This is a genomic window from Acidisoma sibiricum (assembly GCF_057837225.1).
Map to the genome: position 1 here is coordinate 3,864,557 of NZ_CM174445.1, position 19,551 is coordinate 3,884,107.

A 19,551-nucleotide genomic window follows, 5' to 3' on the forward strand; every position below is an offset into this window, starting at 1 on the left:
GTGGCCCAGACGAAGGATGCGCGACGACCCAAGGCCGACGCAGGCACACGAAGCCTCGCTTAGCCTCCCGGTGTTTGACGACCGCGAGGCCGCAATATACGTCTCTGATGTCTGTTGAGATAGACTTTCATAATCAGGCGTGGGGCTCAGGACGAGCCTTATCGGCGGAGAACATCCATGGACCGACCAGACTTCATCCGGCACTGGTCGGAGTTGGAGGGGCCTGACGACGCTCACTACCCGGACAATGACGAGCTGTTCGCGATCAATGCACCTCTGGGCAGAAAGCTCGGGCTGAGACGGATCGGAATCCACCACGAGCGTCTTCCTCCCGGCCGCCGGACTTCGTATCCACATGCCGAAAGCGCGCTGGAAGAGTTCGTATATGTTCTGGAGGGCACCCCAGACGCCTGGATCGACGGCCACCTTGTTCGCCTGCGGCCCGGTGACGCGGTCGGTTTCCCGCCCGGAACGGGAATCTCGCACACATTCCTGAACAACACGCCCGTTGAAGTCCGGCTGCTCGTCATCGGTGAGCCAACGACCGAGAACCGGATACGCTATCCGTTGAACGCGACCTATGAGGCGACTATCCCTGAACGCTGGGTTAATCCTCCCGACCGGCCGCTTGGTCCGCACGATGGTCGACCGAAGGTCGAAACGCCTTAGAGCGCTTCCTGTTCGCTTACGCTCAGGGAAAACACTCTAGATTATTGTTTTTACGAGCATCTTTACCTGGTCGGATGATTCCATCCGGCCAGGATCTGCTCCAAGCGGTATGGACGGTTCCGTAGAAGCAAGCCTCTAGGCACCCCAGGTCGCGAACATGCCGATAGCCGCCAGTGCCATGACGGCGGTCGCGAGCCACCCCAAGGCCTTGAGCACCGGCCCGAGAACGAAGTTACCCATCACATCCCGGCGCGCCGCCATCAGCACCATCATGACCATGATCGGCACGGCAACCACGCCATTGACCACGGCGCTCCAGAACAGCGCCTTGACCGGGTCCAGCGAGGTGAAGTTGAGCAGCGCACCGACCAGGGTTGCGGCGGCAATGGTGCCGTAGAAGGCCCGCGCCTTGAGCGGCCGGCGGGCAAGGCCGATGGGCCAGCCCCGCGCCTCCCCCACCGCATAGGCCGCAGACCCCGCCAGAACCGGCACCGTCAGCAGGCCGGTGCCGATGATCCCCAGTGCAAAGACGATGAAGGCAAAACGGCCGGCTAAGGGCCGCAACGCCTCAGCCGCCTGCGCGGAGGTCTGGATATTGGTGATGCCATGGGCATTGAGCGTCGCGGCCGTCGTCAACACGATGAAGAGCGCGACGAGGTTGGAAATCCCCATGCCGACATAGGTATCAATACGGATGCGCCGCATTTCGCGCGGGCCTGCGGCCGGCGTGTCCAGCAGAGAGCTGCTGTCCGACCGCTCATTCATATCCTCGACCTCCTCCCCCGCCTGCCAGAAGAACAGGTAAGGGCTGATCGTGGTGCCGAAGACCGCGACGACGACGGTGAGGTAGTCCGCCCGCAGCGAAATATGCGGCACGACGAGATGGAGCAGCACGGTGCCCCAGGGCACGCCGACCACGAATACCGTCGCGACATAAGCAAACAGCGACAGGGTCAGCCATTTCAGAACCGAGACATAGCGCGAATAGCGGAGGAAGATCTCCATACCCACCGAGAGCAACGCGAAACCCGCCACATAGACCAGCAGCGGACCCGAGATCAGCAGGCGCAGAGCCGCCGCCATGGCGCCAAGGTCAGCGCCGATATTGATGGTATTCGCGACGACCAAGAGAAAGACCACGGCGTTGAGCAGCCAAGCGGGGTAGTGACGGCGCAGATTGCCGGCGAGGCCCCGGCCCGTCACCCGCCCGATTTCCGCGCTGATCTGCTGGATGGCGCACATCAGCGGATAGGTCAGCACCAGGGTCCAGCCCAGGCTGTAGCCAAACTGCGCCCCGGCCTGGGAATAGGTCGCGATGCCGCTTGGGTCATCGTCGGATGCGCCGGTGATGAGCCCTGGCCCCATGATCTCGAAGAGCTTCGGCCGTTCAGGCTGTTTCGGCAGTTCGCCAGGGGCAAGCGCCGCGGGATTAGGCTCGCTCATCGTGACCCCTAAAGCTTTGCACTGTCAGGCTGGCTTATCCCGCGATCGGTCGCCTCACACCATGACGCGGCGGGTCACGTCGTGACGATAATCTGCACCCGCTGGCTGGCTGCACGCGCCAGGCCGAATTCGATGGCCTGACCGTCCGTATCCTGATCGACCGTCTCCATGACCAGAACCGGCTCGGAACTTTTCTGGTGTAGCAGCACGGCCTCTTCCGGGCTCGGCAGGCGGGTCCAGATGCGCGTGCTGCGCCGTGTATAGTCCGCTACGCCGAAGCGGCGCAAAGCGGCCGTCAGCGAGTTGGTCTCGCGAAACGCGGCGTCGATGCCGCGGAAGCGGTCGGCCGAGAGATGGGCGGTCTTCAGGCTGACCGGCTGCCCGTCCGCCCGGCGCAGGACTTCGAGGATGACAACCGGACTGTCAGGTGCCAGGCCCAGCGCCGCCGCGACCTCGGTACTGGCCGGCCCTTCGCGCGACGACAGCAATTCGCCATCGGCCAGGCGGCTCTGCTGGGACAGGATTTCACTGAAGCGCGTGCGCGTGCCCAGCGGATATTCGATGACCGGCGCTGGCCGCACGAAGGTGCCGCGGCCATGCTGCACGCTGACGAGACCGGCATCCGACAAGGCACCGATCGCCTGGCGCAGGGTGTGGCGATTGACGCCAAACCGGTCTGCCAGCGCCGTCTCCGTCGGCAGACGGGAGCCCGGCGGGAAATGCCCGGCGCTGATCTCAGCCGTCAGGATCTCGGCGATCCGCTGCCACATGACGACACGGGGTAGTCTCATTGACGCTCCTGCCTGGCCGCCGATCCGCAGCCTAAACGCAGGGGCTAAGCCAATCAGGCGTCAAAAACAACGCCTTCGACACCGTCATACCCGCGAAAGCGGGTATCTTCTGACGGCGGAGTGCCATTCGCAGCGCGTTATGGCCTGTGGCAGTCAAGAAGATGCCCACTTGCGTGGGCATGACGGGACACAGTGTTTCAACCGGCCAGATGCTTGCGGAAGAAGTCCAGGCTGCGGGCCTGGGCGAGGTCAAAAGCAGCCTGATTGAAGCTCGGACGTTCCTCGCAGCCGAAGCCGTGATCGGCGCCATCATAGACGAAAATCTCGACGCCCGGCTGGGCGCTGCGGATGGCGTCCACATCGGTCAGCGGAATGCCGTGATCCTCGGCGCCGAAATGCAGCTGCACGGGGCAATGCGGGGTGGCGCTGCTGGTCGCGGCGATGCCGCCGCCATACCAGCCGACCGCGGCCTTGAAGCTTTTGCTGCGGGTCGCGCCCCACCAGGCGATGGTGCCGCCCCAGCAATAGCCGATGATGCCGATCGCGGCGACGCCGAGCGCGGCGGCGGCGGCTTCGATATCCAGCATGACCTGCTCTTCGGAGATGCCGGCGCGGAGGTCGAGACCCTTCTGCACGGTCTCGGCCGTGTAGCCCAGCTCCACATTGCGTTCGACACGGTCAAACAGCGCCGGGGTGATGACCGCGAAACCGGCCTTTGCCAGCGTATCGCTCGCGAAACGCATGTGATTGTTGACGCCAAAAATCTCCTGCACCACGACCAGGCCCATGGTGGCGTCGGCGGGGCCGGTCTTATAGGCAGAGAGTTGATGGCCGTCGGCCGCGGTAAGCGTGACGATGCTCATGAGCGTTCTATCCTTTGCGGGAGAGGATCAGGCCGGGGTGGCGAAGCGCGCGAAAGATGTCGCGAGCACCGCATAAATATCTCGCTTGAAGCCAACCGCAAGTGACGGAAGGTTGACCAAATCATCCCAGCGCCAGGCGTCGAATTCCGGGTGCGGATCGAGGTCCAGGCGGATATCGCTGTCCTCGCCGGTGAAGCGCAGCGCGAACCAGCGCTGCCGCTGCCCGCGGTAGCGGCCGCCGAGCGCCTTGCCGATCAGATGATCGGGCAGGTCATATTGCAGCCAGTCGGGATGCTCGCCGAGGATTTCGGCACGATCGGTGCCGATTTCCTCGCCCAGTTCACGGAAGATCGCGACGCGGGGATCTTCCGCCTCGTCGATCCCGCCCTGCGGCAGCTGCCAGCCACCGGGCGGCCCCTCGGCATTCGGGAAATCGGCACGGCGCGCCACGAAGATGCGCCCCGCACGATTGAACAGGACCGCGCCGACATTCGGACGATAGGGCAGATCTTCGGGACGCATCGGCGATCCTCGGTCGGTGGCGGTGGTCAGTTCGCGGCGCTGTCCTGGGGCCGCATCGCGTCGACCACTTTCAGCGCCTGCTGGAGCTGGAAGTCTGTCGTGGGCTTGGTGGGGTCGAATTTCGGCCAGTTCGCGGGCGGCTGCTTCGGAATCGATTTCGCGATCGACGGCAGGTCGGTGCGCGGCGGCAGCGGCGGCAGCTGCTTGCTGTTGGGATTCAGCATGGCGTGCTGCAGATCGCTTTCGCGCAGCGGCTGCATGGCGTTCGCTGCCTCAGCCGATTCGGCCACCTGAATATCAGGCGTGATGCCCAGATCCTGGATGGACCGGCCGGAGGGGGTGAAGTAGCGCGCCGTCGTCAGACGCATGGCACTGTTATCGGGCAGCGGGATGACGGTCTGGACCGATCCCTTACCGAAGCTACGCTCGCCCAGGATGATGGCGCGGCGATTATCCTGCAGCGCGCCGGAGACGATCTCACTCGCCGAGGCCGAACCCGGATTGATCAGCACGACCATGGGCAGGTTGCCCGCAACGTCGCCGTCGGGCTTCGCACTCCAGACTTCGCTGTCCTCAGGGTGGCGGGCGCGGGTGGAGACGATCTCGCCCGTATTCATGAAGTCATTGGCGACGGCCACCGCCTGATCGAGCAAGCCGCCAGGATTGTTGCGCAGGTCCAGAACATAGCCGCGCATCTTGCCCTTGGACTGGGCATTGAGCTTCTTCAGCGCGTCGCGGATGCCCTGATCGGCATTCTCGCTGAAGACCGAGAGGCGGATATAGCCGACATCGCCGTAAAGCTCGGAATGCACCGCCGGCACGTTGATGACCTCGCGGGTCAGCGTCATGACAACGGGCTTGGGCTTATCGGCCGGCTTGATGGTCAGCGAAATCTTAGAACCGGGGGCCCCGCGCATTTCATCGACCGCCGTATCGAGCGACAGGCCCTGCACGGACTTGCCGTCGATCGCGATGATGAGATCGTTCGGCTTGATATTGGCCTTGGCCGCCGGCGTGCCGTCGATCGGGCTGATCACCTTGATGAAGCCGTTTTCCTGGCTCACCTCAAGGCCCAGACCGCCGAAGGCGCCATCGGTCTGCGCCTGCATGTCGCGATACTGCTGGGCATTCATATAGGCGCTGTGCGGATCAAGCCCGGCCAGCATGCCGTTGATGGCATTCTCGATGAGCGACTGATCGTTCACCGGAGTGACGTAATCCGCCTTCACGCGCTCGAACACATCGCCGAACAGGCTGAGCAGCTGATAGGTGCCAGAGGCATTATCCTCCGCAGCCAGAGCGCGGGACATGCCGAGATCGGCCCCGAAGCGATGAAGAAGAACGTTGGACGCGGGTGCCAGAGCGAGACCCGCCACAAACGCCGAACCGATCAGCAAGCCAGAGCGAAACTTCATCCGAACTTTCCTAAAGCCGCCCCCAGGGGCGCGGTGGTGGGGCGGAGAGACGACAGACTAGCGCAACGGAGGGCGTCGGTCGTCACCATAGATGGGCTTAGTGTGGGGAGGAAATCGGTCAACAATCAACCCTGCGCCCGCAGCCATGGCGTAGGATTCACCGGAGTCCCATCCCGCCGTAATTCCATATAAAGCTTCGGCCTGACCGCGGGTTGGGAAGGGTTCCACCCGCCCATGATACCCACGGGCTCGCCCGACTGCACTCTTTGTCCGACGCTGACGTCGAGCCGGTCAAGGCCGGCGAGCACGAAGTCATAGCCCTTGCCGCAATCGACGATGATGAGCAAGCCATAGCTGCGGAAGGGCTGTCCGAAGAGAACGTTGCCGCTGCAGGGAGAAACGACACGGGCGCCCGGCGGTGTCGCGTAGGACAGCCCGGTCGCCGGACCCGCCAGGGTCTGATCACCCCAGCCGCGCACGAGCTTGCCCGCGACCGGCGCCATGATCTGGCCGCTGGGATTGCCGAGGCCGTTGCCGGCCGACGTCGCCAGCGCTTGCGCCTGGGCCTGGGCACGCGCCGCCACCGCCGCCTTGCCGGCCCGCGCGGCCAGGCGCGCCGCACGCGCGGCCCGCGCCGCTGCCGCCGCGCGGGCGGCGGCGATGCGCTGAATGGCGTCCTGCAGGGTCTGCGCGCGCGTCGCATCCTGGGCCGCCGCCTGATCGGCCGCGGCGGCGTCGCTTTCCGCACTTTGACGATCGGCGGCGGCGCTCGCGATCTGCGCATCAAGCGCCGCTTCCTGGGCCGCCTGCACCGATTCCGCCTGGGCCAAAGCCGGCGCGGCCGCCTCCATAGCGGCGGTCAGGCTGTCGAGCTGGTCACGCTCCGCCTTCAGGGCGGTTGCCTGGCGGCCGATTTCTCGCGACAGGCCCTGCAGGACCAGAAGCCCGCGCAGGGTATTCTGCGGGGGTGCCGGCACCGCGAGCAGCGTTTCGGACGGATAGAGCGCCAGCCGCTCGATCAGCGGCAGCATGGGCGCGAAGGCAGCGGCCCGCGCCACCAAGGCAGTCGCCACCTTTTTCTTTTGCGCGGCGAGATCGGACATGCGGTCTGCCGCTGCCGCCGTCGCCTCCTCCGCCGCGCGCAGCCGGGCGGCGGCCTGCACCCGCTGCTGCGACAGGCTGGCCTGCATGGCGGCGAGGGCTGCGGCGCGGGCCCGCGCCGCCTCCGCCTGGCTTTGGTGCAAGGCACGCTGCGCCTGCGCCCGTTTGACATCCGCCTGGGACGGCGGGCTGGCCGCCAGCACCGGCATAATCAGGCTGGCCGCCAGCAAGCCGGCGACCGGCAGAACCAGACCGAAGCTTGGGCGGATGGAAATGCTACGGGCTCGTGGCAGAGGCCGCGCTCCGCAGCAGGCTGACGCCGGTCATCGCCGGAGGCTGCGCGATGTCCATCAGCGCCAGCAGGGTGGGCGCGATATCGGCCAGCCGGCCGGCGGCGAGCGTGGTGCCCGCCGGCGCGCCGAACAACATCGCGGGCACCGGATTGAGCGTGTGCGCGGTATGCGGCACATGCGTCACCTGATCGCGCATCAGTTCGCAATTGCCATGATCGGCGGTCACGAAAAGCGCGCCACCCTGGCGGGCGACGGCCGCGACGATCTCGCCGAGGCCGGTATCGACCGTTTCCACGGCTTTGATCGCGGCTTCCAGAATACCGGTATGGCCGACCATATCGGGATTGGCAAAATTAAGGATGATGAGATCGAAGCGCCCGCTGTCGATCGCCGCCACCGCCTTCGCGGTCAGTTCCGGCGCCGACATCTCGGGCTGCAGGTCATAGGTCGCGACCTTGGGAGAGGGGACGAGGATGCGCTCCTCACCCTCATTTGGGACTTCATTGCCGCCGTTCAGGAAGTAAGTGACATGGGGGTATTTCTCGGTCTCGGCCATGCGCAGCTGGCGGCGGCCGGCGCGGGCCACGACCTGGCCGAGCAGGTCATCCATGCCGATCGGCGCGAAAAGCGTGCGCTGAAAGGCATCGAGCGCGGTGCTGTACTGGGTCATGCCGGCGGCAGCCACGAAGGGCGGCAGCGGTCCGCGGTCGAACCCGTCAAAAGCCGGATCGAGGATCGCCATCAGGATCTGGCGGGTGCGATCGGCGCGGAAGTTGAAGGTCAGGAGGGCATCGCCCGGCTGCACGCCGCTATAGTCACCGATCACCGCGGGGAGAAGGAATTCGTCGCCCAGATCCTCGCCGTAGCCGGCGGCGATGGCTTCAGCGGCGGAGCCGAAATGCGGACCCTGGGCCGCGATGATGACGTCATAGGCGCGCTTCACGCGTTCCCACCGGTTGTCGCGGTCCATGGCGTAATAGCGGCCGCTGAGGGTCGCGATCCGAGCCCCCTGGGGCAGCGCGGCCTCGAAGGTGGCGACGAAGCCGGCGCCCGAGCGCGGCGGCGTGTCGCGCCCGTCGGTGACGGCATGGATGAGGACAGAAAGCCCCGCATCGGTGAGGATTTTGGCGAGCGCCAGGGCATGGTCCTGGTGGGCATGCACACCGCCGGGGGAGATCAGTCCGAGGAGATGAACGGTGCCCGAGCCCGCGCGGGCTTTGGCGATCAGAGCAAGCAATTCAGCATTCTGAGCGAGCGAGCCGTCGCGCGTCGCGCGCGTGATGCGCGGCAAATCCTGCATCACCACGCGACCGGCGCCGATATTCAGATGGCCGACCTCGGAATTGCCGAACTGGCCTTCCGGCAGGCCGACATCCTCGCCCGAGGTGCTGAGAAAGGTATGCGGTCCATTGCCCCACAGCCGGTCAAAGGTCGGCGTGTGCGCCAGGCGCACGGCATTGTCCTCGTTCGCCTCACGCCATCCCCATCCGTCCAGAATCACCAGCATTACCGGGCGCGGCAGGTGGTCGGTCATGGGGCAGATCTCCGTTGTCAGACTTCGGCTGCTGGTATCATGGCCGTCCCTCCCGATGGTAGGGGTGGCCGGTCAGGATGCTATGGGCGCGGAACAGCTGTTCGGCGAGCATGACGCGCACGAGCATATGCGGCCAGGTCAGCCGGCCCAGAGACAGCGTGGCATCGGCGCGGCTGATGACGCTGCCATCCAGCCCTTCCGCGCCCCCGATCAGAAAGCAGATCGGACGCGCCTGCTGCTGCCAGCCGGAAAGCAGCTTCGCGAGGCCCGGACTGTCCGGCGTGGCGCCATCCATATCAAGGGTGACGACAAAAGCCTGGGGCGGCAGGGACGCGAGCAGCGCCTGGCCCTCGCGCCGCTTGATCTCGACCGGCGCGCCGCGACCGTCCGGCAGTTCCGTCAGCGCCAGCGGCGGCCGCAGACGGGCGGCATAACGCGCGAAAAGCTCCGCCTCCGGCCCGCGGGACTGGCGGCCGATGGCCATGACGCGCATCACGGGACGATCGGCGGGCTCAGCCCTCGCTCGCCTCGTCCAGCTCGGCGCCCCACATTTTTTCCAGGCCGTACAGCTCACGCGAGTCCGGCTTGAAGAGATGGACGACGATATCGCCGGCATCGATCAGCACCCAGTCGGAACCGCCCTCGCCTTCGATGCGCACGCGGCCGAAACCCTGGTCGCGCAGCTTTTCCTGCAAATGGGTCGCCATGGCGCTGATCTGACGGTCGGCGAGGCCGCTCGCGATGATCATGCGGTCGGCGAAGCTCGCCTTTCCGGCCAGATCGAGCGTCACGACGTCCTCACCCTTGTCGTCTTCCAGGCTGGTGACGATGAGGGCTTGGAGACGATCGAGGTCTGACGGCTGGGCGGCAAGCTTGCGGCTTTTCGCGCGCGGACCCGAGATGACGGCCTTCTTGCGAAGCGTCGCCGGCGCGGACGGGGTCCCGGGGGTCACCGTGACCTTGGGGGCAGCGACGCGGCGGCGCGGTGCAGCCGGGTCGGTGGTCGGATTGCGGGCTATTGGCCTTCTCCATTTGTGGCGCTGCGCGTCGCAGCATCGATTGTGACAGCCCCTGTGGCGGAGGCTGCTGACTTCGCCGCACGTAGCGCTGTTGCGGATAGCGCATTTTGCGCGGCAGGCAAGAAAATCCAGGCAGGGGTCTGGGCTGCGGCAAGACGAGAGGCGGCGCGGGACGGCAGGCGCGCGCGGCGCAGGCGATGGGCGGCGCGTCCTGCCAGAGCCTCCATATTATGCTCCGGCCGCGGCAGGACCCCAAGGGCGGTATCGGCGGCAATGGTCTTCCAGCGCTGCCAGCGCGCCAGATCCTCGAGATTATCCGCCCCCATCAGCCAGACGAAATCTACCCGCGGAAACAGTCGGTGCAGGCGCCGCAGCGTCACCCAGGTATAGCGGGAGCCGAGCTTTGCCTCGATCGCGGTCGCGACAATGCGGCGGCCATCGGCAATCGCCCGGGCGGATTCCAGCCTTTCGGCAAAAGGCGCCATGCCCCGCGCGGGCTTGAGCGGATTGCCGGGGGACACCATCAGCCAGACCTGATCGAGGGCGAAGCGGCGGCGTGCGAGCTTTGCGACATGACGATGGCCCTCATGCGCCGGGTTGAAGGACCCGCCCAGGATACCGACGCGCATGCGCCGCCGGTCGCCGTGCTGCGGCACGGCGTCCCGCTCGCCCCGCATCGGACGCTGAATCAGGGCCGCACCTGGCCCGATCCGCGCACCTGATAGCGGAAGGTGGTCAACTGCTCGACGCCGACCGGTCCGCGGGCATGAAGGCGGCCCGTGGCGATGCCGATTTCGGCGCCAAAACCAAATTCCCCGCCGTCGCAGAACTGGGTGGAGGCATTCCACAGCACCACCGCGCTGGACGTGCCGGCCAGGAACTGCTCGGCGGCCACAGCGTCTTCGGTGATGATCGCCTCGGTATGCTCACTGCCGAAGCGCGCGATATGGTCGATCGCCGCCTCGACCCCATCGACGACCGCGATGGACAGGATCTTGTCGAGCCATTCCGTCCTGAAATCGTCTTCGCTGGCAGGCGTCAGGCCCGGCACAATCGCCCGCGCCCGCTCATCGCCCCGGAAGCCGCAGCCGAGGGCAGCGAGGTCCGCCACGATTGCGGGCAGAAGGCTGGGCGCGATGGCAGCATCGATGAGAAGGGTTTCGGTCGCGCCGCAGACATCGGTGCGGCGCATCTTGGCATTTTTCAGAATCGCCCGCGCCATCGCGGGATCGGCGGCGGCATGGATATAGGTGTGGCACAGGCCCTCGGCATGGGAGAGCACGGGGACGCGGGATTCGGCCTGCACGCGGGTCACCAGACCCTTGCCGCCGCGCGGAATGATGAGGTCGATCAGCCCGGCCGCCCTGAGCATGGACGCGACGAAGGCGCGGTCGGTATTGGGTGCGATCTGGACCGCCGCTTCCGGCAGGCCGGCGTCGCGCAGACCATCGACGATGGCAGCATGGATCGCCTGGGCGCTATGGAAACTGTCCGATCCGCCGCGCAGGATGGCGGCATTGCCCGAGGCAATGCATATCCCTGCCGCATCGGCGCCGACATTCGGCCGGCTTTCGTAGATCATGCCGATAACACCGATCGGTGTGGATATGCGTTGAAATTGCAGGCCGTTCGGGCGCGTCCACTGCGTCTGCACGCGGCCGAGCGGATCGGGCAGTGCCGCGATCTCCTCCAGGCCCACCGCCATGGCTTCGACGCGCTTCGCATCGAGGCGCAGGCGATCCCGCAGAGAGGCAGCGCCCTCATAGGCCGCGAGATCCAGGGCATTGGCATCGAGAATCTGCGGCATGCGCACCCGCAAGGCCGCCGCGGCCGCGCGGAGCGCGCGGATGCGCGCCTCATGGCTGGAACGGGCCAGCAGGCGGGCGGCATTGCGGGCCGCGAGGGCTGCCGTGCGCAGGTCAGCGGCGGCGGAATCGAACTCGATATTCATCAGTGAGCCTGCAGAACAAAGCGGAACTAAACGAGCAGATTAGCACAATAAAACCGCGACTTTCTGCCCTTCTGGGACTTGGCTGGCAATGCCGGCCGGCGCGCGGCAGCATCGCGCAGCACTTGAGCAGCATTGGCGAACAGTCGCATGGCAAAGATCGAGATCTGACACAAATGTGACAGACTGTTGACCAGTCAAATCAAAATCTAATTAACGCCCAATCAATCAAGGCGGAAATGTGGCGAGGTAAACTTGCCCTTTGACAAGAACAACTTAGCGTGGTGGTCGGCATTATTGATCACCTTGCTCGCGTTCATTCGCCGAGTTTCGCTTGCATCGTCGAGAAAATTACGCATTATCACGAACGTGACTGACAATTCTTTTCACTCTCGATTCCGCGATTCGTTTTACTCACAAGGCCTTAGCGGAAATTCCTTCGAGACGACCTTAACGGGTCGCACAAGATTGATCCGCACCGTATCGCCGCTTTGCGATGCCACCGGATCTCATGGGGAAGTGCGTCCTGCTGCTTCCCCCAAAAAGGAGAGACCTGGGATGAAGTCGCGCTTTGCGCTCTCTCTCGCCCCGATCTTGATGATCACTTTCGGCCATCAAGTCGCCCATGCCGCGACGACGCAGGAGAAAAACCTGCATCACGCCCGGACGACGGCCGCGGTTACCCGCCATGCCAAGACCCGCGTCGCCATGACCACCTTGCGCCACAATCGCCACGTGAAGTTTCGGCACCTGGCCATGCGCCATGTCCACGGGCATCAAGTCGCCGTTGCCCATGGGTCGGATAGCGATGGCTGGAACCCAGCCGTCGCTGACATTTCCTATCCGTCCAGCGGCAAGACGATCGGCTCCTCCGTCCATCTGACGAGCTTTACCGAGCCCCAGGATGCGAGCACCGCTACGGCCTCAGGGATTGAGACCGCCGCGATCCAGTCCGGTGTCGCCTCCTATTACGGTGGCCGGCATAATGGCCGGCGCACCTCCAGCGGCCGCATCTTCAATATGCATGAAATGACGGCCGCCCACGCCACCCTGCCCTTCGGCACCAAGGTGCTGGTGCGCGTTCCGGGCACCGACCGCTCGGTCGTCGTCACCATTACGGATCGCCTTTATTCCAGCCACCGTATCATCGATCTCTCGGAAGGTGCCGCCGAGCGCCTTGGCATCCAACGCCAGGGTCTCGCGATGGTGACCCTGACGCCAGAAAACTAAGAGACTTTTCAAAACGCTGTTGCGGTGATCATCCGGTGCGCCGTTCGGCGCGTCCGGTGCTCACGGCCTCGCCCAGCCGCTCCGCTCCGGTTCTCGAAAGACACGCCGGACGGCGCCGAGGGCGCCACTAACTCACCGCCGCGCATTTCAAGCAATCTTTAGGGCGGTCGCCACCGCCACGGCGTCTGCACTGTCGATGACGGGCCCGCTTTGAGGCGCCCGCGCAGCACAAAAATATGTGATCAGCGCAAATGTCGTCCCCGCTCTCTGCATACGGTCCGCCACGGGGCGAGACGGCTTGACGGCAATCGTGCTTATGTAATGGCGCTTGTTCGGCAGAACCCGCACCTGACCGCGACACAAGGCCGTCAGGCCGGGCCGCAGATGTGTCTGTGAAGATTGTGCAAAACCTGCGCCCCCGGTTTCAGCGCAGGCCGAGCCATGCCATACCCATGCATAGACGACCTCGCGAAGAAGGATTTTATAACCATGGCAGACGCCACCCCGGGCTCAGCGATCAAGACCGTTCCGGTTCCGAAAGACCAGCACCTGCGCGACCTCGCGGATTGCATCCGCTTCCTCTCGATGGACGCCGTGCAGCTGGCGAAAAGCGGGCATCCCGGCGCCCCCATGGGCATGGCCGATATCGCGGTCGTCCTGTTCAAGGAATTCATGAAGTTCGACGCCGCCGATCCGAAGTGGTTCGATCGCGACCGCTTCATCCTGTCGAACGGCCATGCTTCGATGCTGCTCTACAGCCTGCTGTACCTGCTTGGGTACCAGGACATGTCGATCGAAGATCTGAAGACCTTCCGCCAGGTCGGCTCCAAGACCGCCGGCCACCCCGAATACGGCCATGCCTCGGGCATTGAGACGACGACCGGCCCACTGGGCCAGGGCATCGCCAATTCCGTCGGCTTTTCGCTTGCCGAGGCCATCCTGAGCGCCCAGTTCGGCCGCGATCTGGTTAATCATCACACCTATGTCTTCCTCGGCGACGGCTGCCTGCAGGAAGGCGTCAGCCAGGAAGCGATTTCGATTGCCGGCCATTACAAGCTCGGCAACCTGATCTGCTTCTGGGATCACAATTCCATCACCATCGACGGTGACACCAGCCTCTCGACCTCCGAAGACGTCATCAAGCGCTTTGAAGCCGAAAACTGGCACACGCTGGAAATCGACGGCCATGACACGGACGCCATCCGCGAAGCCATCAAGACCGCGCAGTCCGTCACCGACCGCCCGACGCTGATCGCCTGCAAGACCATCATCGGCTTCGGCTTCCCGACCAAGGCCGGCACCCACAAGGCGCATAGCGATGCCCCGGGCGAGGAAGAAATCGCCGGCGCCCGCAAGATGCTGAACTGGCCCTCCCCGCCCTTCGTCATCCCCGAGGACCTGCTGAAGGAATGGCGCGAGATCGGCGCCCGCGGCGCGAAAGAGCGTGCCGCCTGGGAAGAGCGCTTCAAGTCGGCCCCGGCCGAATTCCAGCGTCGCGTCAACAATGAGCTGCCGGCCGATTGGCGCGATGCCATTGCCGCCGCGCGGAAGGAGTTCATCGACAGCGGCAAGGAACTGGCGACGCGGGCGGCAAGCGGCGCGGTGCTGAACCACCTGTTCGACGCGATCCCCGAACTGCTCGGCGGCTCGGCCGACCTGACGCCGTCCAACAATACCAAGGCGAAGAATCAGACCGAGATCCATCCGGGCGAATTCATCGGGTCCTATATCCATTACGGCATCCGCGAGCACGGGATGGCGGCGGCCATCAACGGTATTACGCTGCATGGCGGCCTGATCCCTTATGGCGGCACCTTCATGTGCTTTTCCGACTATTGCCGCCCCTCGATCCGCCTGTCCGCGCTGATGGAGATCCGCTCGATCTTCGTCATGACCCATGACAGCATCGGCCTGGGCGAAGACGGCCCGACCCATCAGCCGGTGGAGCATCTGGCCGCCATGCGCGCCATGCCGAATCTTGGCGTCTATCGTCCGGGTGACCCGGTCGAGACCGCCGAGGTCTGGGAAATGGTGCTGGAACAGCCGCATCGTCCGGCCTTCCTGGCGCTCTCCCGCCAGCCGATGCCGCTGCTGCGTAAAGAGGCTGGCACCGAGAACAAGTCCGCCAAGGGCGCCTATGTTCTGCTGGAGGCCGAAGGCGGCCCGCGCCAGGTGACGCTGATCGGCACGGGTTCCGAGCTGCATCTCGCCGTCGAGGCGCGCGCCGTGCTGCAGGCCGAAGGCATCCCGACGGCCGTTGTGTCGATGCCGAGCCGCCTGCATTTCGAGCTGCAGGACGCGGCCTATAAGAAGTCCGTCATCGGCACGAACAAGGCCCGCGTCGCGGTCGAAGCGGCGGTCGAACTCGGCTGGGAACGCTATATCGGCGATTACGGCCGCTTTGTCGGCATGCACAGCTTCGGCGCGTCCGGCAAGATCGGCGATGTCTACAAGAAGTTCGGCATCACCACCGACGCCGTGGTTGCCGCCGCGAAGGAAAGCCTGGCCGAGGCCGGCTGAGCTTCAGGTCTCTGCGGATGACAAAAAGGCCGGCGGAAGCAATTCCGCCGGCCTTTCTTTGCGCCCAGACTGGACGGCTGCTTACAAGCAGAGCGCGCCTATCGCATTTTTGCGTCGGGGGTCCCAGGTAAGATCAGTCGAACCGGGCCACGCCACCCAGCCGGGCCGCGGCGATCTCGGCGTCCTCAGCCTCCGCGGCGTCGATAGGGTCAGGGTCTGTTAGAAGGTTTTGCGGGATACAGAGTGGCGCGACCTGGGACAGGGGCAGGGCCACGTCCCGCGTGAAGGTCAGCCGTTTCGCCTCATACTGTGCCATTGGCGCATTCCCACGGTCATTGGAACGTCCTTAGGCTCATTTAGCTTTCGTTTACCTTACAGAATGTCGACATCTCCGAGATATCGCACCGGGCAAACCATTTCATGAAGGGATCGGCCGCACCCACCCCGAAACCATGTCAGGCGATGGTAAGCTGGCGCTGCCATGACCTGTCCTGCCCGAGCGTTGCAATGCGCCGGGCGGAGCAAGGACAGCCATGAGCGAACGGCAGATACACCAGATTTTCCAGGCCAGCATGCTGCTTAAGGGATTGCATGGCGTGGTCGAATGTCTCGGCGGCCTTGCGCTGAGCCTCATCAGCACCCAGGCCGTCACGCGCCTAGTCGGCCTGCTGACGCAGGCAGAGCTGGCCGAAGATCCGCATGATATGATCGCGACCTATCTGACGCGGTGGGCCGATCATTTCTCAGGCGGAAACAAGACCTTCTTCGCCCTCTATCTGCTCAGCCACGGCTTCACCAAGATCGTGCTGGTCGCGGCTCTGCTGCGCGGCAAGCTTTGGGCCTATCCGGCCTCGCTCGCCGTGCTCAGTCTGTTCATCCTCTACCAGCTTTATCGCGTTCTGCTTTTGCCCAGTCCGGGCATGATCCTGCTGACGATCTTCGATCTCGGCGTGATGTGGCTGATCTGGCACGAATACCGGCTTGTCAGGGAACACGGGTTCCGCCGCCGGGTCAGGGTCTCCACGACCGGGTAGAGGCATCAACCCGGCATGGCCGCTATTCCCCGGCCTGGGCCACCGGCGCCATTTTCTCCGCCAGACGCGGCAGGCGCCGCTTCCGCTTCGGCGAGAGGACGTCCTGGAGCCTGTCGAGATAGAGATAGATGACGGGGGTGGTGTACAGCGTCAGTACCTGGCTGAGCAGCAGGCCGCCGACCATGGCGAAGCCCAGCGGCTTGCGCAGTTCCGAACCCGCCCCGCTTTCCAGCATCAGCGGCGCGCCGCTGAGGATGGCCGCCATCGTCGTCATCAGAATGGGCCGGAAGCGGAGAAGGCAGGCCTGACGGATCGCCTCCAACGGGGAGAGCCCTTCCTGCCGCTCGGCGTGGATTGCGAAATCCACCATCATGATGCCGTTCTTCTTGACGATGCCGATGAGCAGGATGATGCCGATCAGCGCGATGACCGTCAGCTGATAGTCAAAGATCATCAGCATGAGCAGCGCGCCGACGCCCGCCGACGGCAGGGTCGACAGGATGGTCAGCGGCAGGATGTAACTCTCATACAGAATGCCGAGGATAATATAGACGGCGACGAGAGCGGCCGCGACCAGGATGGGCTCGGAACTGAGCGAGGCCTGAAAGGCCTGCGCCGTGCCCTGGAAATTGCCCTGCACCGTATCGGGCACACCGATCTGGCTCTTCATCTTGGCGACCTGGCCGACGACATCGCCGAGCGAGGCATTGCCCTTGAGATTGAAGGAGATGGTGACCGAGGGGAACTGGCTCTGGTGATTGACCGCAAGCGGCTGCACCGGCGCCGTGGTCACGGAGACGAAGGTCGAGAGCGGCACCACGGCGCCGGTGGTCGATTTGACGTAAAGCTTGCCGAGCGTGCTGAGCTTGCCGAACTCGTTCGGCTTGGCTTCCAGGATGATGTAATAGGCCTTGTTGCCGGTGAAATACTGCGCAACCTCACGCTGGCCGAATGCATCATAGAGAATCGCATCGATTGCTGCAGGCTGAATGCCGAAACGCGCGGCGCGCTCGCGGTCAATCACCATTGAAACGGTGGTGCCGCCATTCTCCTGATCAGACGTAATGTCCTGCAGCATCGGCAGCTTCTGCATGGCGGCGAGCACCTTCGGCGCCCAGTGGTTAAGCTCGGCCGAGTTCGAATCCTGGATCGTATATTGGTATTGCGTCTTCGAGAGGCGGGCACCGACGCTGACATCCTGCGCCGCCTGCATATAGAGGCGAATGCCGGTCAGTGACGCCGTCGCTTTGTTCAGCTGATCGATGACCTGCATGACGGTGTATTTCCGCTGATCCCAGGGTTTCAGCGAGATATACATGCGGCCGTCATTGGGCGCCTGACCGCCGACGCCCGAGCCCACGGTCGATGTCACCGCCTGCACGGCGGCGTTTTGCAGGACCACAGCGTTCAACTGCTGCTGCAGCCGCGAGATCTGCCGGTAGGACGCGTCCTGCGCCACTTCCGAGATCCCGATGATCGTGCCGGTATCCTGGGTCGGGAAGAAACCTTTGGGAATGATGATGTAGAGGAAGATCGTCAGCGAGACGGTCGCCACCCAGATCATCAGGGTGATGAAGCGGAAACGGAGCGCGACATCGAGGGTGCGGCTATAGAAGCTCACCATCCCGTCGAAGATGCGTTCGATGGCATTGTAAATTCTGCCGTGCGTCTTCGCCTCATGCCGCAAAAAGCGCGAGGCCATCATCGGCGTCAGCGTGAGCGACACGACGGCCGAGATGACGATGGTGATGGAAACGGTGATCGCGAATTCCCGAAACAGGCGCCCGACGATACCCCCCATGAGCAGAAGCGGGATGAAGACCGCGATCAGCGACAGGCTGATGGAGATGATGGTGAAGCCGATCTCACCCGCGCCCTTGAGCGCCGCTTCAAACGGTCCCATCCCCTCTTCCATATGGCGGACGATGTTTTCGAGCATGACGATGGCGTCGTCGACGACGAAACCGACGGCGATGGTCAGCGCCATAAGGGAGAGGTTGTCGAGGCTGAAGCCCGCCGCATACATCACCGCGAGCGTGCCGACGAGGGCCACGGGAATGGTGATACTCGGAATGATGGTGGCCCAGACATTGCGCAGAAACAGGAAGATGACCGCCACGACGAGGCAGATGGCGAGCACGAGCGTGAACTCGACGTCATCGACCGAAGCGCGGATGGTCAGCGTGCGGTCCGAGACGACATCGAGATGCACGTCGGGCGGAAAATACGCTTCCAGCGCTGGCAGCTTGGCCTTGATGCCATTGGCCGTTGAAATGACATTCGCGGTCGGCAGCTTGAAGATCAGCAGCAGCACGGCGTGCTTGTTGTTGACCCAGGCTGCGAGTTCGCGGTTCTGCGGCCCGGCGACCGCCCGCCCGATATCCCCGATGCGGATGGGCGCGCCATTCTTGTAGCCGATGATGAGGTCGTTATAGGGCGCGGCCGTCGTCATCTGGTCGTTATTGTAGATGGTGAAGGACCGGTTGGGCCCGTCGATGCTGCCCTTGGGGTCATCGACCGTCGCATTGGCGAGAACGCTGCGCACGTCCTCCAGGGTCATGCCCATGGCGGCGAGGCGCGCCGGGTCCACCTGCACCCGGATGGACGGCGTCTGCTGGCCGCCGACCAGGACCTGGCCGACGCCCGGCAGCTGGGACAGCTGCTGCTCGACGATATTTTCAGCGTAGTTGTCGACTTCCGTGATCGGCGCCTGATCCGAATGCATCGCCAGGATCATGATCGGACTGTCGGAGGGGTTGATGGCCCGGAAGGTCGGCGGGCTGGGCATATCCGCGGGCAGAGAGCCCTGGGCCGCATTCATCGCCTCCAGCAGCAGGGTCTCGGCATTGCCGAGATTGGTGCTGAGATCAAACTGCAGCGTGATCTGCGTATTGCCGTAGACGCTGACGGAGGTCATCTGTGCCAGACCCGGCAGCATCTGCCCGAACTCGGTCTCCAGGGGCGTCGCCACGGTCGAGGCCATGGTGGCCGCGCTGGCTCCCGGATATTGGGCGGAGACGGTGAGCGTCGGGAAGGTCACGTTCGGCAGGGGGGCGACGGGAAGCAGCGGATAGGCGGCCAGGCCGACCAGGAAAATCGCTGCGGCCACCAGCGAGGTCGCGATGGGGCGCCGGATGAAAGGCGTGGAAATGCTCATCGAAGCTCAGGA

The 19,551-nt window shown here is 64.4% G+C and carries 17 protein-coding genes; 4 read left to right on the forward strand and 13 right to left on the reverse strand.

The genetic code is table 11. From position 1 onward, the window contains the following. Window positions 1-177 precede the first annotated feature (177 nt). On the forward strand, window positions 178-669 hold the full coding sequence (locus AC3G7M_RS18225) for a cupin domain-containing protein (RefSeq protein WP_489213562.1): 492 nt from the start codon (window positions 178-180) through the stop codon (window positions 667-669). Window positions 670-804: 135 nt separating this feature from the next. On the opposite strand, the gene AC3G7M_RS18230 is transcribed toward AC3G7M_RS18225, so the two are convergent. The 11 genes from AC3G7M_RS18230 to AC3G7M_RS18280 form a co-directional block, all read right to left on the reverse strand. Further along, complete coding sequence (locus AC3G7M_RS18230) at window positions 805-2,112, reverse strand: NRAMP family divalent metal transporter (RefSeq protein WP_489213563.1); 1,308 nt, start codon at window positions 2,110-2,112, stop codon at window positions 805-807. A gap of 74 nt (window positions 2,113-2,186) precedes the next feature. Further along, window positions 2,187-2,903 carry a phosphonate metabolism transcriptional regulator PhnF gene (gene phnF, locus AC3G7M_RS18235; RefSeq protein ID WP_489213564.1) on the reverse strand — a complete coding sequence of 239 codons (717 nt, stop codon included), beginning with the start codon at window positions 2,901-2,903 and terminating at the stop codon, window positions 2,187-2,189. 197 nt (window positions 2,904-3,100) lie between these two features. Then, window positions 3,101-3,766 (reverse strand): dienelactone hydrolase family protein, encoded by a 666-nt coding sequence (locus tag AC3G7M_RS18240; protein ID WP_489213565.1) that lies wholly within the window; start codon window positions 3,764-3,766, stop codon window positions 3,101-3,103. Window positions 3,767-3,793: 27 nt separating this feature from the next. Next, window positions 3,794-4,288: an RNA pyrophosphohydrolase gene (locus AC3G7M_RS18245; protein ID WP_489213567.1), complete on the reverse strand. Its 495-nt coding sequence runs from the start codon at window positions 4,286-4,288 to the stop codon at window positions 3,794-3,796. Window positions 4,289-4,314: 26 nt separating this feature from the next. Continuing rightward, a complete protein-coding gene (locus tag AC3G7M_RS18250) occupies window positions 4,315-5,703 on the reverse strand; it encodes a S41 family peptidase (protein ID WP_489213568.1) in 1,389 nt (462 codons plus the stop codon). 125 nt (window positions 5,704-5,828) lie between these two features. Beyond that, window positions 5,829-7,034, reverse strand: a complete 1,206-nt coding sequence (locus AC3G7M_RS18255) for a murein hydrolase activator EnvC family protein (protein ID WP_489213569.1) — start codon at window positions 7,032-7,034, stop codon at window positions 5,829-5,831. A 46-nt stretch (window positions 7,035-7,080) separates the two neighbouring features. Next, window positions 7,081-8,631 carry a 2,3-bisphosphoglycerate-independent phosphoglycerate mutase gene (gene gpmI, locus AC3G7M_RS18260; RefSeq protein WP_489213570.1) on the reverse strand — a complete coding sequence of 517 codons (1,551 nt, stop codon included), beginning with the start codon at window positions 8,629-8,631 and terminating at the stop codon, window positions 7,081-7,083. 37 nt (window positions 8,632-8,668) lie between these two features. Continuing rightward, entirely contained in the window at window positions 8,669-9,124 is a 456-nt protein-coding gene (locus tag AC3G7M_RS18265; RefSeq protein WP_489216100.1) for a 23S rRNA (pseudouridine(1915)-N(3))-methyltransferase RlmH, read from the reverse strand. Between the two features lie 19 nt (window positions 9,125-9,143). Further along, the gene (gene rsfS / locus AC3G7M_RS18270) at window positions 9,144-9,584 is read right to left on the reverse strand and encodes a ribosome silencing factor (RefSeq protein WP_489213571.1); all 441 of its coding nucleotides are present in this window, start codon (window positions 9,582-9,584) and stop codon (window positions 9,144-9,146) included. Window positions 9,585-9,646: 62 nt separating this feature from the next. Continuing rightward, entirely contained in the window at window positions 9,647-10,327 is a 681-nt protein-coding gene (locus AC3G7M_RS18275; protein WP_489213572.1) for a nicotinate-nucleotide adenylyltransferase, read from the reverse strand. 11 nt (window positions 10,328-10,338) lie between these two features. Beyond that, on the reverse strand, window positions 10,339-11,601 hold the full coding sequence (locus tag AC3G7M_RS18280) for a glutamate-5-semialdehyde dehydrogenase (protein WP_489213573.1): 1,263 nt from the start codon (window positions 11,599-11,601) through the stop codon (window positions 10,339-10,341). A gap of 555 nt (window positions 11,602-12,156) precedes the next feature. Between AC3G7M_RS18280 and AC3G7M_RS18285 the strand changes: the two genes are divergently transcribed. Together AC3G7M_RS18285 and tkt are read left to right on the forward strand one after the other, a co-directional pair. Then, complete coding sequence (locus AC3G7M_RS18285) at window positions 12,157-12,828, forward strand: septal ring lytic transglycosylase RlpA family protein (protein WP_489213574.1); 672 nt, start codon at window positions 12,157-12,159, stop codon at window positions 12,826-12,828. Between the two features lie 489 nt (window positions 12,829-13,317). Beyond that, on the forward strand, window positions 13,318-15,348 hold the full coding sequence (tkt, locus tag AC3G7M_RS18290; RefSeq protein WP_489213575.1) for a transketolase: 2,031 nt from the start codon (window positions 13,318-13,320) through the stop codon (window positions 15,346-15,348). Window positions 15,349-15,481: 133 nt separating this feature from the next. Here the strand turns inward: tkt and AC3G7M_RS18295 are convergent, their stop codons facing one another. Beyond that, on the reverse strand, window positions 15,482-15,664 hold the full coding sequence (locus tag AC3G7M_RS18295; protein WP_489213576.1) for a hypothetical protein: 183 nt from the start codon (window positions 15,662-15,664) through the stop codon (window positions 15,482-15,484). A 217-nt stretch (window positions 15,665-15,881) separates the two neighbouring features. Between AC3G7M_RS18295 and AC3G7M_RS18300 the strand changes: the two genes are divergently transcribed. Further along, window positions 15,882-16,382, forward strand: a complete 501-nt coding sequence (locus AC3G7M_RS18300) for a DUF2127 domain-containing protein (protein ID WP_489213577.1) — start codon at window positions 15,882-15,884, stop codon at window positions 16,380-16,382. A 22-nt stretch (window positions 16,383-16,404) separates the two neighbouring features. On the opposite strand, the gene AC3G7M_RS18305 is transcribed toward AC3G7M_RS18300, so the two are convergent. After that, window positions 16,405-19,539 carry an efflux RND transporter permease subunit gene (locus tag AC3G7M_RS18305; RefSeq protein WP_489213578.1) on the reverse strand — a complete coding sequence of 1,045 codons (3,135 nt, stop codon included), beginning with the start codon at window positions 19,537-19,539 and terminating at the stop codon, window positions 16,405-16,407. Between the last annotated feature and the right edge of the window lie 12 nt (window positions 19,540-19,551).

Excerpts from the sequence above, each read along its gene's own strand:
- AC3G7M_RS18285 (WP_489213574.1), top strand. The coding sequence starts at position 12,157 with ATGAAGTCGCGCTTTGCGCTCTCTCTCGCCCCGATCTTGATGATCACT.
- phnF (WP_489213564.1), bottom strand. The coding sequence starts at position 2,903 with ATGAGACTACCCCGTGTCGTCATGTGGCAGCGGATCGCCGAGATCCTG.
- AC3G7M_RS18225 (WP_489213562.1), top strand. The coding sequence starts at position 178 with ATGGACCGACCAGACTTCATCCGGCACTGGTCGGAGTTGGAGGGGCCT.
- AC3G7M_RS18230 (WP_489213563.1), bottom strand. The coding sequence starts at position 2,112 with ATGAGCGAGCCTAATCCCGCGGCGCTTGCCCCTGGCGAACTGCCGAAA.
- AC3G7M_RS18250 (WP_489213568.1), bottom strand. The coding sequence starts at position 5,703 with ATGAAGTTTCGCTCTGGCTTGCTGATCGGTTCGGCGTTTGTGGCGGGT.
- AC3G7M_RS18240 (WP_489213565.1), bottom strand. The coding sequence starts at position 3,766 with ATGAGCATCGTCACGCTTACCGCGGCCGACGGCCATCAACTCTCTGCC.
- AC3G7M_RS18245 (WP_489213567.1), bottom strand. The coding sequence starts at position 4,288 with ATGCGTCCCGAAGATCTGCCCTATCGTCCGAATGTCGGCGCGGTCCTG.
- AC3G7M_RS18300 (WP_489213577.1), top strand. The coding sequence starts at position 15,882 with ATGAGCGAACGGCAGATACACCAGATTTTCCAGGCCAGCATGCTGCTT.
- tkt (WP_489213575.1), top strand. The coding sequence starts at position 13,318 with ATGGCAGACGCCACCCCGGGCTCAGCGATCAAGACCGTTCCGGTTCCG.
- AC3G7M_RS18305 (WP_489213578.1), bottom strand. The coding sequence starts at position 19,539 with ATGAGCATTTCCACGCCTTTCATCCGGCGCCCCATCGCGACCTCGCTG.
- AC3G7M_RS18280 (WP_489213573.1), bottom strand. The coding sequence starts at position 11,601 with ATGAATATCGAGTTCGATTCCGCCGCCGCTGACCTGCGCACGGCAGCC.
- gpmI (WP_489213570.1), bottom strand. The coding sequence starts at position 8,631 with ATGACCGACCACCTGCCGCGCCCGGTAATGCTGGTGATTCTGGACGGA.
- AC3G7M_RS18275 (WP_489213572.1), bottom strand. The coding sequence starts at position 10,327 with ATGCGGGGCGAGCGGGACGCCGTGCCGCAGCACGGCGACCGGCGGCGC.
- AC3G7M_RS18295 (WP_489213576.1), bottom strand. The coding sequence starts at position 15,664 with ATGGCACAGTATGAGGCGAAACGGCTGACCTTCACGCGGGACGTGGCC.
- AC3G7M_RS18265 (WP_489216100.1), bottom strand. The coding sequence starts at position 9,124 with ATGCGCGTCATGGCCATCGGCCGCCAGTCCCGCGGGCCGGAGGCGGAG.